Source organism: Glutamicibacter sp. GQ173 (genome assembly GCF_059759215.1).
In genome coordinates, this window is sequence record NZ_JCAXDT010000001.1 from 755686 (window position 1) to 771227 (window position 15542).

Genomic DNA, 15542 nt, shown 5'->3' on the forward strand with positions numbered 1-15542 from the left:
GGGAACTCTACCGGGCGAGAGACGCGAGCAGATCCAGCTGGTACTTCAGCTGTTGTTCCAGCAGTTCTGCAGTATTGACGTCTGCGTCCAGCACGCTGCTGGCCTGGGCACCCAAGAGGAAGTTGGTCAGCGAATCGCGTGCCATCAGTGCGCGCGCGTCTCCTGCCGTGAAAATTTGCTCCAGCCAGCCATCGAGCATGGTTCGCCATTGGTCCATCGTCGACGCATTCACGACAGCAAGCTTGGGATCGCCTAGCGCGAGATGCCAGAAGTGCACGGCAATGCGCGCCTCGTTCCGCCGCAACTCATCGAGCGGGAGCACTTCCCGGGCGAACGCTGAAATGGCTTCCAGGCCCTGCAGGCCTGCTGCGTTCTTCTTGATTCGCTGGTTCGTTGCGTCAGCCACGAAGTTGAAGGTCGCCACAAGCAGTGCATCACGCGTTGGGAAGTACGGCTTCAGCGCCCCGTTGGCGTAACCAGCAGCAGCGGCCAAGTCACGCAGGTTCAGTTTCTCGATGCCTTCTCGGGCAATGAACTTCCAGGTGACCTCTACGATCTCTCGACGACGCTGGTCGTGATCAACGATTTTCGGCATGACCCAAGCCTAACCATTTTTATTTTCTTCGCGCCAAAGGGTTGCGCCGCACAGCACCACTCCGTATTCTCTACATTCATAGAATAATAATTGATGTGCATCACACACCCGAAGGAATCCGCGCATGGCACCCACAGCAACGACAGATTTCACCTTGCTCAGCGAAGCAGAAATCGCCAGGGCCAAAGAGGTCCTGATTGAAAACCGGCTGTTCGGCGACAACACCCGCATTGCCTACCTGGGCCTAGAGGACCCGCAGCACTCGCGCCCCGGTCGCTTTGTCCGCATCATGCTCCTGGACAAGATCACCAACTCGCCACAAGACATCGTGCTGGACCTGGGCAACCGCAGCGTGGTGTCGGCTATCGATCTTGATCCGTCCAAGGTGGGCCAGATGCCGGTGCTGCTCGAAGAGTTCGAAATGGTTGAATCCATCCTGGGCTCCGACCCCCAGTGGGCGGCCGCCTTGGACAAACGAGGCCTCACCCCGGCTCAGGTACGCGTCGCTCCGCTCTCCGCCGGTGTTTACGACGACGAATATCCCGACGAATCAGGTCGCCGCATCCTGCGTGGACTCGCCTTCCGCCAGGACTTCGCCGAAGATTCTGCCTGGGCCTACCCAGTGGATGGGCTCGTGGTCTACATTGACACCATTGCCCAAAAAGTTGATCGCCTGCTGGATCTTCAAATTGTCCCGGTGCCCGAGACACACGGCAATTACACCGATCCGGAGCTGAGCGGCCCGACGCGCACCACGCAGAAACCCATTGAAATCACCCAGCCCGAGGGCGCCAGTTTCACCGTCGCCAATGGCAACCACGTGGAATGGGAAAAGTGGTCTGTTGATATCGGCTTCGATATGCGCGAAGGCTTGGTGCTCTACAACATCGGCTTCAACGACAAGGGCGTAGATCGCCGCATCCTGGACCGGGCCTCCATCGCCGAAATGGTGGTCCCCTACGGTGACCCGTCACCGGTGCGCAGCTGGCAGAACTACTTCGATACCGGCGAATACCTGATCGGCCGTCTGGCCAACTCGCTGGAGCTGGGCTGCGATTGCCTGGGCGAAATCCATTACATTTCCCCTGTGGTCACCGACGCAGACGGCAACGCCCAAACGATCACCAACGGCATTTGCATGCACGAGGAAGATGCCTCGATCCTCTCCAAGCACGCGGATGACTGGTCAGGCGTGAAATACACGCGACGCAACCGCCGATTGGTGATCAGCTTCTTCACTACTGTGGGCAACTACGATTACGGCTTCTACTGGTACCTCTACCTGGACGGAACCATCGAATTCGAGGCCAAGGCCACCGGCATTGTCTTCACCTCCGCCATGCTCGACGAACGCTTCGCTTCCGAAATGGCTCCGGGGCTTGGCGCGCCATTTCATCAGCATATTTTTGGAGCCCGCTTGGACTTCTCCCTGGATGGCGGGCCGAGCCGGGTCATCGAAGAAGAGGCAGTACGCCTTCCCATCAGCAAGGAGAATCCTCGCGGCAACGCCTTCACGCGCAGCCACACGGTACTGGGCACCGAGCAGCAAGCGGTGCGCGAGAACAACCCGACCGCCGGCCGCACCTGGGTGGTGACCAACCCCGAATCGAAGAACTACCTGGGCAAGCCGGTAGGCTACAAGCTCATGTCCCAGGGGCTGCCGACCCTGCTGGCCGCCGACGGCTCATCAATTCATCGACGCGCCGAGTTTGCTTCCAAGGCGCTATGGGTGACCAAACGCGATGCTTCGCACCGCTACCCTACCGGTGATTTCGTCAACCAGAATCCTGGTACGGACGGCATCGGCTCATGGATTGAAGACGACAAGAACATCGACGGCGAGCAGATCAGCATGTGGCACACGTTCGCGCTGACCCACTTCCCGCGCACCGAGGACTGGCCAATGATGCCGGTGGACACCGTGGGCTTCACCATCCGCCCCGAGGGTTTCTTCGACCGCTCCCCAGTGCTCGATGTACCAGCCCCCGTCCAGCATGGCTGCTGCTCCACCAAGGCCTCCGATGGTTGCTGCGGCGATAGCGCCTAGCCCTTCCCGGCGGCTGATCCCTGCACATCGCGTGCTCGGGTCAGCCGCCTTGGGGTTGGGCCTCGCGCATCTGGCCAGCATTGCTGTTCTGCCGCATTCACTGTGGTGGGTGTCCGTTCTGCTGGTCATGACCCTCTGGTGCACCAAATGCGCCTGGGGTGTTTGGCGGGGCGCGCCGGCGCAAAAGCTGCTGGTGATGAGCGCGCTGATGGGCATGCTCCATATGGCGATGGCGCTGGGCCTGCCATGGATGGGCGAACACCATCATTCAGCGACGGCGCATTCATCCGCGCACGGAAATCTCATGCTGCTGCTGGCATTGCCAGAATTCGCCGTGATGTTCTGGGCGGCAATTCTGTGTCATATTCAGCGAAGCCGGTTGCCGCTTTCCGGCAATCTATTGACAGGCGGAAAAGCTCAAGTTTAGATAAGTAATGAATCACATTCAATTTGCGGATCTTCTGCCGAGAAGAGGGATAAGCCTTGATCGCCGACTGGCTCTCAACTGGCATCCTGCGTGCCCAGCAAACCGCAAAACCGCAAGGCCCCATGGTTGTTCCCCTGGATCAATAGCATTCTCACAACTCCGCTATTAATCCAGGAAAGAACCCATGAGCACCCAGCATCAAATTACTTTCGACCGGCATGAAGCAGAAGTCCCTTCATACCTCATTGCCGAATCACTGGCATCAGCCAAGCACACCAGTTATTGGCTGGACAATGAACAGCGCCCAGAACCCAGTGCTTCGCTGCACGGTTCAATCACCGCAGAATTACTAATCGTCGGTGGTGGATACACGGGCCTGTGGACCGCGTTGCAGGCTAAGGAGCGGGACCCGCAACGGCATGTGGTCCTCATAGAAGGCCAACGTATCGGCTGGGCCGCGTCCGGACGCAACGGAGGATTCTGCGAAGCGTCGCTCGTGCATGGAGAAGCCAACGGAGCGAATCATCTCCCCAAGGAAAATGCGCTGCTTGCCGAGCTTGGAGCGCAAAACCTTGATGAATTCGAGGCGTCTGTTCAGAAGTACGCCATGGACGTCGACTTTGTCCGCCAGGGTTCCCTGAGCGTGGCTACCGAAGCTCACCAGATTGCCTGGGCCAGCGAAGAAGCTGAATCACCAGGGGTAGATTTCCTCGACGAGCGGCAAGTCAAAACCGTCATCAATTCGCCGGATTTCTTGGCCGGCGCTTTAGACCACCACTCCACGGCACTGGTGCATCCAGCCAAGTTGGCTTGGGAGCTTGCCAGGGTTTGCCGTGAGCTGGGTGTGGAATTCTACGAGCATACTCATGCCCTGGAAATCTCCGATGCCGGCGGCAAAGTCCAGGTCTTGACCGCTGGCGGAAGCATCATGGCAGAGCGAGTCGCCCTGGCAACCAATGTTTTCCCATCCCTGCTGAAACGCCACCGGGCCCGCATCGTCCCGGTGTACGACTACGCCCTGATGACCGAGCCCCTGACAGAAGAGCAGCGCGCGGCCATCGGCTGGGACCAAATGGTTGGATTAGCCGACATGAATAATCGCTTCCACTATTCGCGGCCAACAATCGATGCCCATGGGAACTTCCGGATCCTCTACGGCGGGTACGATGCCGTGTACCATTTCGGCAGAAAAGTGCGTTCAAGCTACGACAGCAATCAAACGACCTTCAACAAGTTGGCGGCGCACTTCTTTGGCAGCTTTCCACAGCTTTCCGGCGTGAAGTTCTCCCACGCCTGGGGCGGGGCCATCGACACCTGCTCCCGTTTCTTCTCCTTCTTCGACCTCACCCATGGCGGCAAAGTCGCCTACTGCGCCGGGTTCACCGGGCTGGGAGTCGGCGCGACCCGGTTCGGCGCCAAGGTCATGCTGGACTTGCTCTCCGGGGAGAAAACCGAACTGACAGAACTGGAATTGGTCCGCACCAAGCCCATTCCTTTCCCGCCAGAACCGGCCGCATGGCTGGGAGTCAAGATCATGACAAATCATCTGGTTAAGGCGGATCACCACGAAGGCAAGCGCTCCGTATTCTTGAAATTCATGGACAAGATCGGGATGGGGTTCGATTCCTGATGACAGATTTCCTGCCGCACCATGAGAGCGAAAACTGCTTGAGCTCCCCATTATTGCCCTCCATCCGATCGAGACAGGGCAGCGCATCGAAGGGCAGGTTCCTGCAACCACAGGATTCCAACAAGTCAGTACCCTTGGCGAAGCTGAAATTGGAGTTTGGGAAATGTCGCCCGGCGCCATGCAAGATATCGAAGCCGACGAGTATTTTATCGTGCTCTCCGGCCGCGGCAGGCTGCAAATTCTTGGCAGCGACGGTTTCAGCGCCCAGGAAATTGAGCTGGCCAACGGCACGGCTGTGCGCCTGAAGGCGGGCATGCATACCCGGTGGGCCGTGACCGAAACACTTCGCAAGATCTACTTCACCCTCTGAGCATCCACAGGAGCATCGCCATGGATTATTACAACCCAACTCTGGGACATCAGTTCATCAACGGAGAGCAGGTACTCGGCCAGGGAGCTGTCCTGCCGCGGGTCTCCCCCGCGACCGGTGATAAATTGCTCGACGTTGATACGGCGAGCACGGATCAGGTGGACCAAGCCGTACAATCCGCGGCACGGGCGTTTAAGACCTGGTCCGCGCTGACACCGGCAGAACGCTCAGATCATCTGCTGGCCTTCGCCCGCGAGCTTCAAGCCCATGCCGACGAGCTGGCCCAGGTGGAAACGGCGCAGACCGGCAAATCCATTCGGATGTCCACGGAGTTTGACGTCCCCGGAACAATCGACAATGTGAACTTCTTTGCCGGCGCCGCCAGAAACCTCCAGGGCTTGGCTGCTGGCGACTATGCAGGCAATACCACCTCGATGATCCGCCGTGAGGCTATTGGCGTCATCGGCTCGATCAGCCCATGGAACTATCCACTGCAAATGGCTGCCTGGAAGGTGCTCCCGGCCATCGCCGCGGGAAATACCATCGTGCTCAAGCCCAGTGAGCTCACTCCCGGCACGTCCATGCTTTTTGCCAAGGCCGCAAGTGATTCGGGCATGCCAGACGGTGTTCTCAATGTGGTGGTCGGCGATGGCCCTTCCGTTGGGGCAACACTGGTGCGCCACCCCCTGGTGAAGATGACCTCGTTCACCGGTTCCACCGCGGTGGGGCTGAAGATCATGTCGATGGCCGCAGAACGCGCAAACCGCGTGCACTTGGAGTTGGGCGGCAAAGCGCCATTTGTCGTCTTTGACGATGCCGATATTGAAGCAGCGGCTCACGGCGCGGTGGCAGGTTCCACGATCAATTCCGGCCAGGATTGCACGGCGGCGACCCGCGCCTATGTGCACTCTTCTGTTTTTGACAAGTTCACCGCGCGGGTGGCGCAGCTGATGGATGCGATGGTGGTTGGCAGTCCCTCAGATCCCGACACCGATATGGGTTCGCTGATCAGCGAAGCGCATCTGGAAAAGGTTTCGGCGATGGTCGATCGCGCAAAGCAGGACGGCGCGCAAATACTGGCCGGTGGCCGGCGCGAGGAACGCCCCGGGTTCTACTATCGCCCAACACTGGTCATCGGTGCCGCCCAGGATTCAGAAATCGTCCAGCACGAAGTTTTCGGGCCGGTCCTGGTGGCCCTGCCGTTCGAGGATGACGAGCAAGCCATGGATCTGGCTAATGACACGCCCTACGGTTTGGCTGCCAGCGCGTGGACGAAGAATGTTGACCGGGCAATGAAAGCCAGTGCGCGGATCCAGGCCGGCTGCGTGTGGATCAATGAGCATATCCTCATCGTTTCGGACATGCCCCATGGCGGATACAAGGCTTCAGGCATGGGCAAGGATATGAGCCAGTACTCCTTTGACGAATACACCAATGTGAAGCACGTGATGCTCTCCCACGATCCGGCGCCTCACCGCCAGTGGCAGGACACCGTTTTCAAACAGCGCTAAAAGGCCGCTTACAGACCGGAGAACAGCTGGTTCAGCTTCTTCGTGGCCATCCCGGGCTCGGTGGTGGCGAAGAAGTACTGGGCCAGTTGTTTTTGCTTGCCGGCCACCCCGCTGGCAGCCAGTTTCGCTACGCGATCCGCCAATCCGTTGGCGTTGCCAAGGTGCTGTTCCATCGGCAGCCCGTCACGCAGCTTGCTCGGGCGTTCAGCAGCCAGCAGCAGCGGAATGTTCAATGCCACGGCATCGTAGGCCATGGCAGAAGTATCGCAAATGGCCACATCGGCCCAGACCAGGGATTGCGAAGCGTCGGGAACGGGATCCATGGTCGACTCGAACCTCGACTGCAAAGCAGCCACGGTCTTCTTGGCTTCGGCCAGGATATCGCCGGTTTTCGGATGGGGGCGGAAACGCACGTCAAACCGGTCATCGTTGACCAGCTGTGCAAGGATCCGTTCACCCAACCTCATTACCGAGGAATAGGCCATCGCCGAAGAGTCGCCTTCCCATGTTGGTGCGTAGAGGACTCGGATCTTCTCTGAGGGCCCTTCCAATTCCAAGGCATCAAGTTGGGGCCGCCCGATCTGCACGAGGTGCGAAGGATCGAATCGAGAGATGTTCTCACAGATGCGATCCACCGCTGCGGGTCCGGCGACACAGGCATAGTCATAGGCCTTGAGCTGGTTAGAAACCATCGAGGCCTTTTCGCTCTCGCCATGGTTCAGATGAATATGCGCTGGCCCGTTAAAGCGCAGCATGGTGAAGTTCCGCTGGGCATTGTTCACGTAGCTGATCGATTTGGTGTTCCACTCGCGCAGTCTGGACTCGATATGTTCCATGGAACGCGTGAACAGCAGGGGCAGTGTGCTGGAGTTCAGTGCCTGCCGCGCGCTGAGTGAATCCATCAATACCAGGCCGATGCTCAGGCCTTGGGCGGCAAGACGCTCAAAGGTCCCCAGCCAGACACCTAGTTGGTAGAACTGGCCGGGGCCTTCAGCAAAGAAGATGACATGGTCGGCTTGTTGTATTTCCCTTTGGCCTTGGGCTATTTCAGCTCGCACCGATCGCTCCGCGATCAAGGCGCGTGCTTTACCTGTCGCCTGAGTAATTTGGGAAGGAATCAATGCCATACATGTAGTCTACGTACCAGCTAGCCGTTGATCGCGGAAGCCAAGTTGGAAATGTTGGATTTCATCCAATCTAAGTAGCTTGAATCATCCTGGATGGTTTCAGCGAAATCGACGACTGGCACCTTGCCGGATTCAGCATCCTTTTTCAGCGCCTTGGTCTCATTGCCCTCGGTCTGCACGTTGTACGCGAGGACGTCGGTATTGCCGCCTTCCAACAGGTTCTGGGCCTTCTTGAGGGTCATCGGCGCAATGCCTTCCCCTTCTTCAATGGCCTCGCTCAGCCCTTCAGGCGTGATATCCTCCATGCCTGCATCATCCAGAAGGTGGTACGGCACTGGTTCAGTCATGATGAACTTCTTGTCCTCGAGCTTGGCCTCGCGCAGCTGAGTCTGCAGCTTCTTGATGCCGGCATTGAACTCTTCGGCGTTTTTCGTGTATTGCTGCGCGTTGGCGGCATCGGTTTTGCCGAAGGTGGTGGCTAGCTCATCGGCCAAGGCCGACATGGAGTCCAGGTCGTACCAGATATGCTCGTTGTAGCCGGCATGATCATGGCCTTCATGCTCCTCATGCGCGTCCCCTTCGGCATGCTCGGCATGCTCCTCGGCGCTTTCGCCTTCATGCGCTTCTTCTTCCTCATGCTCCTTGGCAATAGGCGAAGAGTCCACCGCGTGAATCAGCTGAACGTCCGATGCCTGGTCGCTGGGCAGGGACTGGACCAGTGAATCCATGAACTGGTCGTATCCCCCGCCATTGGCAACAACGATATTCGCTTCAGAAACGGTGAGCTTGTCGCGGGTGGTTGGCTCATAGGAGTGCGGGTCCTGGGCAGCCGAGGTGATAATCTCGCTGACGCTGACGGTGTCGCCTCCCACAGCACGGGCAACCTGGCCATAGACATTGGTCGTTGCCACCACTTTGACCGCAGAGGTATCAGCATCACTGGCTTCGCTGCCAGTCCCGGCGCACCCGACGAGGATGATTCCCGCTGCGGGCACAGCGACTGCGGCTGCAAGCAATGAGCGATACTTCTTCATATGAGTTCTCCATCCAAACACGTTTGCTATTGAGAACAATTCTACATTACTTTTGAGAACCGTTCGCACCTACGCGTCTGCGTTGGCGGCAAACAAGGAACGTTTGCCGTGTGCTCCGCCAGTACCGGTGGCCTTCACCACCATGACTGCTATGGCCGTGGTGACAGGAATAGCCAGTACCAAGCCAATAGAACCAATAAGTATCCGGATAACTTCCTCAGCCATCTCCCCTGAGCCCAGCGTCACACCGAATCCCTGGTTGCTCATCGCCGCAATGGCCAGGATCGGCAGCGCGGCCCCGGCGTATGCGAAGGCAATGGTGTAAACCGTTGAGGCAATGTGGTCCCGGCCAATGCGCATGCCGCGGAAGAACAGTTCCTTGGCCGAAGCCCTGGGCGACGTTTCGGCCAGCTCCCACACCGTGGCGGACTGGGTGATGGTGACATCGTTGAGCACACCCATTCCACCGACCAGCACGCCGCAGATCAGCAGGCCAGGCAAGGAAATTTGCGGCGCCACAGTAGACAAGGTCATCGCCGACTCGTCATTAGCGCCGGTCAGCGCCGCCGCGTCCGTCAGCCACAGCGCCAATGCCGCGGTCACTCCCAAGCCAAAGAGCGTGCCCAGCAGCGCCGTTGATGTCTTGGCATTCAAGCCATGGGCAAAATACAGCGCCACGAACATGATGGCCGTGGCACCGGTCAGGCCGACCACCACGGGATTCCCGCCCTCGATCAGCGCCGGGACCATGAAGAAGATCATGAACGCGATGCCGCCAACCAAGCCGATGACCGCTCGTGCACCACGCCACCCAGCCACCAGCACGACAACTATCCCGTAGGCAATGGCCAACAGGGTCATGGGCAAGGTCCGCACGAAGTCGACAAAGACGTAGGGACTGCCGCTGGTGGTATCTACCTTGGACAGGTCCAAATAGCGCAATGAATCACCGGGTCGGGCATCCCGGGATTGCAGCATTTCAGGCGGAATTTCCATCTGGATTTCCGCCCCGCCTGACGCTGGCATGACATAGGTGACCGTGCATTCCAAGGTCTTGCCGCCCACGTCTTCCAGTCCTTGGGACGAAGGACAGGTCTCAACACCGCTCCGGGTTACGGTGCCGGTGGCCATCGTGGCACCACCAGCGGTATCCATGGAGCCATCGAGGGCAAACTTGTTATACGTTCCTTGGGGCCATAAGACGATGACCATGACCATTGCCAGCACGCCGATAGGCGCGAGCAATGCCCACAGGATGATCGAGGCACGGCGCCGGCGTTTGGGATCTTGCAATATCGGCTCGTCATGGTGATGGTGGCCCACTGGGTCTTTCTCCAAATCAATAAAGGCGAATCGTCTGCAACAAGTCTATGAGCAGCAAGGTGGCTACCTTGGGATGACCGATAAATCCTCCGCAAGGTTCATGTCGCAACGGGTGATCAGCGGGAGAATTAACCTATGAGCTCGCCACACTTTCTGCAGCCCCCTGCGCCCATAGCTGCCGGGGAACAAAGTTTTCCCTTCCACCGGCTAATGCGTCGAAACCATAATTACCGCTGGTGGCGCCCGCTGGCTTTTGCCGGAACCGGGCTGGGTTTTTTTATAGCACTGTTCATCGTCGTCATGCTGATTATCTTCGTAGTGGCCCTAGTGAACCCCGCCAATTGGGCGGCCGATTCAAATGGCGCGCCAGACTCGGTCCTCACCGAGGCAGACCTGGACATGACCTCGCCCATCGATTTCACCATCACGATGGCGTCATTGATCATCATGATCCCCGCGGTATATCTGGCCTATCTATTGCTCGGCTCCAAGCCTGTCGGCCAGTTGATTTCCGTCGCCGGAAGATTGCGCTGGCGCTGGTTCGCAATGGCCCTCGGCACCAGTTCCCTCTTATTTGCTGCATACTTCGCCCTGAGCTTCGGCCTGTCGGCCGCCGGGGTGGGAGGTCAAACGGACATGGCTGCGGCCCAGGTTCCGGCTGATCCAGTCTTTTTCGCCCTCTTGGTCATTTTGCTGACACCATTTCAATGCGCTGCCGAGGAATTGGTGTTCCGTGGAGCATTGATGCAGATCATCGGCAGCTGGTTGAAGCATCCCCTTTTTGCCATTCTCCTGCCGGTGCCCTTGTTCACCTTCGGCCACCTCTACGACGTTTATGGCCTGCTGGATGTGACGGCGTTTGCCATCGCTGCCGGCTACCTCACCTGGCGCACAGGCGGCCTGGAAGCTGCGATGGCCATGCACATTATCAACAACACCTTCTTGTTCTTGCTCGGAGCAATGGGCCAGGTCGATTTGAATGCAACGTCATCCGGTCCGATGTCATTGCTCTTCTCGGTCCTCTTCACGGCGCTGCTGACATTTGCCCTGGTCAAGCTTTCCAGCAAGAACGACGTCGCTCGCACCGCAGGGCCAATCCCGCCCTTGAGTCGGCCTCCGCTGCTGCAGCCTTGGCCGATGGCCCAGCCGGTGCCTCACCCGCGCCAGGCTTATTGGGCGCCACCGATGGATCCATCCGCACCGCAGGCCCAATCACCTTACCCGCAGGACTATCCGCCGTCTCCCGGGTACCCATCGACGCCTCCCGCTGATCCAGCTAATGGCGCTCCCGAGAACCATGATCGCTAAGCCGCTGGTCTCCGGCTGAAAACTGGAGCAGGTTCTGGCATGGCAATGGGCTCTTGACACGATTTTTCCTCGTGGCAAGAGCCCAATTTCATATTATTGAGTGGTCAGGACTTCGCCCAACGCAGCAGTGCAGCAATTCCTGCCCCGTCAGGTATGACCGAATCCGGGACATATCGAATAGTCGCATCCGTCAATGCGGTGGCCCGCAAGAGCACTTCCGGTGCCGGCCACTCACCGGCAACCAATTCTGCGTGGTCATTCCCTTCTTGATGGGCAATCCAGGGCTCGGCACTCAGGGCACGCAAGGTGTGCTCGTCTTGGTATTGCCCGACAAGCACGGTTTCAGCCTGTGCCGACTGCAACGCTGTCACCACTTCGTCCAGGCCCACGGCCAAGAGCGAACGGCCGTTGCCTGACTGCGCCGCGACTTTCGCTTCCAGAACAGCCAGTGACTTGGACTTCACGTCCTCGATAAGCTTGGCTATCCTCGCATCAACCTGTTTTGAATCAGCACCACCAGTTCTCGTGTGCGAATCGATGACTTCCACGTAATCCCGCAGGGCCGCCGGCAATTGGGCAATGACCGCTTCGCGAGCCTTGATATCCCCGGAGATCACGATCAATCGAACGTAATTTTCCGCAGACATCTTCGTAATCAGCTGGGCGACTTCATCTGCGTTCCTGCGCACCATTTCGTCGGCAGCCGCCTGGGCCTTGGGCTGGTCGTATTCACCGGGAACCTTTCGAGCGTGGTGAATCTCCTCGGGCAGTCCAACGATGCCTTGGCTAGCGATGCGCTCTGGTGATGCCGTGTTGTACAGATGCACTTCGCCACCGTCCTTGCCCACTTCGGCAACCAGGTAAGAGAAGGAACCACCGCGAGCACGAGCCAATGCCGTGAAATTCGGGAAAGGCCCGACATCCACCGTTGGAGCCTGGACCTTGAGCCCGGGAATGATTTCATTGAGTACAACTTCGCCGTCATGGACAGCGACAAATCTTGCAACCGGTGCTCGCAGTCCTTCGGCAGGTTCCAACGCACCAATTAATGCTTGGATATCATCAGCTTGGGCTTGCTGGGACTTGAGCAATTTGGCGACATCCCCTGGAAGCCGATCAGCTGCTTCTTGAGCACCCGTCGTACCCAGTGAAGCATCCACGAGAGCCGTGCTCCATGATCCATTCCTTCGATAGAGCGAAGCGTCGATTCCATTAGAATCCGCGCGTAGTGCCATGCTGACTCCCTTCCGCACGCGACCCTTGGCCGCCTTGCGACTAGATCCGTGGGACTAACCTAACATCACTATTCAGTGGCTGGAAGAGGTAACCAGAAACTAACTTGTGATTGGAATGAAATCAGCATGGCGGCAACAATTTACCAGCGTCCACGCCAGTACTGCGGAGGGTGCGATTTCTCGGCGCCAAGCTGCTGGGCAGCATGGTTTGGCCACTGCGGATTGCCCAAAGCAGCCCGTCCAATGCTCACGCCGTCGGCCTGGCCTGAGACCACGATATGCTCAGCCTGAATGGCATCGGTGATAGCGCCTACGGCGGTGACAAATGCGTCGTCCGGCAGCGCCTGCTTGACGGCCTGTGCCAGGGGCACCTGGTACCCCGGCCCCGATGGCCCATGGAAGGGCCCGATGCCCGCGCTTGAGAGGTCAAACGCGCGCACCCCGAGCTCATACAGTTCCTCGGCGAGTTTCACCGTGTCGGCAATGCTCCATCCGTCTTCCACCCAGTCTTCACCTGAAAAACGAATCCCGAGCGGTTTATCTGCCGGCCAGACGGCCGAGATTGCCTGGATGATTTCACGCAAGTATCGGGTGCGATTCTCGTAGCTTCCGCCATATTCATCGGTGCGCTGATTGGTCAGTGGAGACAGGAACTGGTGGATCAGATAACCGTGCGCTGCATGGATCTGGATGAGATCAAATCCGGCGGTATCGGCACGTTGTGCCGCTGCTGCCCAATCCTGGACTGACTCGGCGATCTGCTCGGGGCTCATGGCTGTTGCCGGCTTCAGGTCGAACAGGTCGCTCGGCGCGGACGTGAAGGTTTCCCAACCGCCGTCTTCGACACTGATGCTGCCCGAGAGGCCAGCTTCCTCCAGCTCTTTGAGCCATCCGTAGGTGGAGGCCTTCGCGCCGGCGTGGGCCAGCTGCACCCCGGCGGCAGCGCCATGGGAGCGGATGTATTCGGTGATGGGCTTCCAGGCTTCGACCTGCTCGTCGTTCCATAATCCGGCGTCCCGGTCAGAGATTCGCCCCTCGGCAGCGACTGCCGTTGCCTCGGCGATGACAAGGGAAAAACCGCCGTGGGCCATGGATCCCAGATGCGCGAGGTGCCATGTGGTTGGCACTCCGTTGCGCTCGCTGATGGAATATTGGCACATCGGTGGCAGAACCACGCGATTGCGCAGCTGGAGTCCTGTTCCGTTCTTGGCGGGGATGGTCACTGGGCTGAATAACTTGCTTTGCGGCATACCTAGTGTGACGTTGAGGCCGCCTGATTTATTCCGCCCAGCACCATCGAGCGTCGAGGTCATCGGCCCAGGACGAGTACTGCCATGGTGAGGTACACGATCAGCCCAGCAGCGTCCACAAAGGTGGAGATGAATGGGTTGGAGAAGACCGCCGGGTCGGCTTTGAAGAACTTTCCGATGATCGGCATCGCTCCCCCAACGGCCGCCGCCACACTGCACAGTGCCACGAGCGTTATCCCGATGATCAGGCCGACCTTCAGTTCAAAAACGACGCCGGCAATGAGGAAGGCAATAGCACCCAAGCACAGTCCCAGCATGGCCCCGATGCGCACTTCCCGGAAAATGACGCGGCCCAAGTCGCTCACGCGCACATCTCCCATGGCCAGTGCCCTTGTGACAGTCGTGGCCGCCTGGTTGCCTGTATTTCCGCCAATGCCAACAATCAGCGGGATGAACAAGCTGAGCACGACCATGGACTCCAAGGTCTGTTCGAAAGTGGCGAGCACTTGCACAGTGAGCGTGGCGCCGATCGCCAAGACCAGGAGCCAAACCACACGGGCTCGTACCAGCTTGCGCAGCGGAGTGCCAAGGTACGGACGATACAAAGGCTCGGATCCAGCGCTGCGTGCGGTGCGTGATTCTTCGGCGTCTTCGAGCAGCTCGATGGCCTCCCCCAGTGGAAGCACGCCAATCAATCGTCCATCATTATCAAGCACCGGCATCAAGTCCAGATGGCGTTCGACAGCCCTGCGCGCCGCCTCGATGCCAGGCTCGGAGGCCTGCGCGGCAGGTACTTCCACGCTGATGGCAGAGATGGGCTGCTCCCGAGGCTGTCCGAGCAGATCGCCCAGCCGCACCGCTCCGATGAACCGGCGGGTGCGATCAACCACCATGATGATGTGACAGTGTTCCGTCGTGCCCAGCTGAGGGGTAATGCGATCCAGAGTCTGCCCGACGGTGAGCTCCGGATGCGTGGAGAGGAATTGGGCCGACATGACCCGCCCGGCGCTTGAATCCCGGTAGCCCAGCAGCACCCCGGTCGCTTGGCGCTGCCGGGCGTCCAATCCGGCAAGCAGCTGCGTGGCAACGGTGGCTGGCAGCTCGTCAAGCAGCGCAACCCGGTCTGCAGGTTCCAACGCGGCGAATGCTTCAACGACCGATTCTTGCTGGAGCGTCTCGATGAGTTCAGCCTGTACTGGCGCATCGAGCTCTTGGAAGACTTCCAACGACCGCTCTTTGTCCAGCATGCGGTATAGGATCGCAGCGTCGGTTGCCTTCAAGGCTTCAAATTGTTCGATGAGCTGCCCCAGCTCCAGTTCCCTGAGCAACGCGGCTAGGCGCTGATATGCATCAGCTGCGAGGCAGGTGCGGATTTCCTGGGAAGTAGTTGAAAAGTCTACGTATTCGAAGGTGAACATTATTGTCTTCCAAACGGTTCGTTTGGCGCAATTTCAAGGCTCACAAGCAACTACTCACCGCTCTCCACCCGATAAATCGGGTGATAAATCAGTCAGTATTTGCGTGCGCCAATTTGCGCATGCCAAGGGTGGTTAGGCTGCGAACTCGCCGGACGCAGAGCTGTCCTGGATCAGGAAAATCAGCTGGCGCATGAAGAAAGGAACTGGTGAGCTCGCAGGTATATAGATCGACTAGAACTGCCGTCCATGAAGCTCACCTCCTGAAAT

At 58.7% G+C, this 15542-nt stretch carries 13 protein-coding genes; 6 read left to right on the forward strand and 7 right to left on the reverse strand.

What is annotated here, in order from left to right:
* Window positions 1-7 precede the first annotated feature (7 nt).
* A complete protein-coding gene (locus AC6CHO_RS03595; protein WP_498213733.1) occupies window positions 8-595 on the reverse strand; it encodes a TetR/AcrR family transcriptional regulator in 588 nt (195 codons plus the stop codon).
* Window positions 596-719: 124 nt separating this feature from the next.
* Between AC6CHO_RS03595 and AC6CHO_RS03600 the strand changes: the two genes are divergently transcribed.
* The 5 genes from AC6CHO_RS03600 to AC6CHO_RS03620 all read left to right on the forward strand — a co-directional run bounded on the left by AC6CHO_RS03600 (window position 720) and on the right by AC6CHO_RS03620 (window position 6580).
* A complete protein-coding gene (locus tag AC6CHO_RS03600) occupies window positions 720-2642 on the forward strand; it encodes a primary-amine oxidase (protein WP_498213734.1) in 1923 nt (640 codons plus the stop codon).
* Window positions 2643-2751: 109 nt separating this feature from the next.
* Window positions 2752-3069 carry a hypothetical protein gene (locus tag AC6CHO_RS03605; protein WP_498213735.1) on the forward strand — a complete coding sequence of 106 codons (318 nt, stop codon included), beginning with the start codon at window positions 2752-2754 and terminating at the stop codon, window positions 3067-3069.
* A 184-nt stretch (window positions 3070-3253) separates the two neighbouring features.
* A complete protein-coding gene (locus tag AC6CHO_RS03610; RefSeq protein WP_498213736.1) occupies window positions 3254-4699 on the forward strand; it encodes an NAD(P)/FAD-dependent oxidoreductase in 1446 nt (481 codons plus the stop codon).
* 85 nt (window positions 4700-4784) lie between these two features.
* On the forward strand, window positions 4785-5069 hold the full coding sequence (locus AC6CHO_RS03615) for a cupin domain-containing protein (protein ID WP_498213794.1): 285 nt from the start codon (window positions 4785-4787) through the stop codon (window positions 5067-5069).
* A 20-nt stretch (window positions 5070-5089) separates the two neighbouring features.
* Window positions 5090-6580 carry a gamma-aminobutyraldehyde dehydrogenase gene (locus AC6CHO_RS03620; RefSeq protein ID WP_498213737.1) on the forward strand — a complete coding sequence of 497 codons (1491 nt, stop codon included), beginning with the start codon at window positions 5090-5092 and terminating at the stop codon, window positions 6578-6580.
* Between the two features lie 8 nt (window positions 6581-6588).
* Here the strand turns inward: AC6CHO_RS03620 and AC6CHO_RS03625 are convergent, their stop codons facing one another.
* The 3 genes from AC6CHO_RS03625 to AC6CHO_RS03635 all read right to left on the reverse strand — a co-directional run bounded on the left by AC6CHO_RS03625 (window position 6589) and on the right by AC6CHO_RS03635 (window position 10064).
* Window positions 6589-7707 carry a CDP-glycerol glycerophosphotransferase family protein gene (locus tag AC6CHO_RS03625; RefSeq protein ID WP_498213738.1) on the reverse strand — a complete coding sequence of 373 codons (1119 nt, stop codon included), beginning with the start codon at window positions 7705-7707 and terminating at the stop codon, window positions 6589-6591.
* A gap of 20 nt (window positions 7708-7727) precedes the next feature.
* Window positions 7728-8741 carry a metal ABC transporter solute-binding protein, Zn/Mn family gene (locus AC6CHO_RS03630; RefSeq protein WP_498213739.1) on the reverse strand — a complete coding sequence of 338 codons (1014 nt, stop codon included), beginning with the start codon at window positions 8739-8741 and terminating at the stop codon, window positions 7728-7730.
* A 69-nt stretch (window positions 8742-8810) separates the two neighbouring features.
* Window positions 8811-10064 carry a YibE/F family protein gene (locus AC6CHO_RS03635; RefSeq protein WP_498213740.1) on the reverse strand — a complete coding sequence of 418 codons (1254 nt, stop codon included), beginning with the start codon at window positions 10062-10064 and terminating at the stop codon, window positions 8811-8813.
* A gap of 135 nt (window positions 10065-10199) precedes the next feature.
* Between AC6CHO_RS03635 and AC6CHO_RS03640 the strand changes: the two genes are divergently transcribed.
* The gene (locus tag AC6CHO_RS03640; protein WP_498213741.1) at window positions 10200-11372 is read left to right on the forward strand and encodes a CPBP family intramembrane glutamic endopeptidase; all 1173 of its coding nucleotides are present in this window, start codon (window positions 10200-10202) and stop codon (window positions 11370-11372) included.
* A gap of 104 nt (window positions 11373-11476) precedes the next feature.
* On the opposite strand, the gene AC6CHO_RS03645 is transcribed toward AC6CHO_RS03640, so the two are convergent.
* From AC6CHO_RS03645 to mgtE, 3 genes are all read right to left on the reverse strand, one after another.
* The gene (locus AC6CHO_RS03645) at window positions 11477-12532 is read right to left on the reverse strand and encodes a baeRF2 domain-containing protein (protein WP_498213742.1); all 1056 of its coding nucleotides are present in this window, start codon (window positions 12530-12532) and stop codon (window positions 11477-11479) included.
* Window positions 12533-12747: 215 nt separating this feature from the next.
* Window positions 12748-13857 (reverse strand): NADH:flavin oxidoreductase/NADH oxidase, encoded by a 1110-nt coding sequence (locus AC6CHO_RS03650; RefSeq protein ID WP_498213743.1) that lies wholly within the window; start codon window positions 13855-13857, stop codon window positions 12748-12750.
* A 59-nt stretch (window positions 13858-13916) separates the two neighbouring features.
* Entirely contained in the window at window positions 13917-15275 is a 1359-nt protein-coding gene (gene mgtE / locus AC6CHO_RS03655) for a magnesium transporter (protein WP_498213744.1), read from the reverse strand.
* Window positions 15276-15542 lie beyond the last annotated feature (267 nt).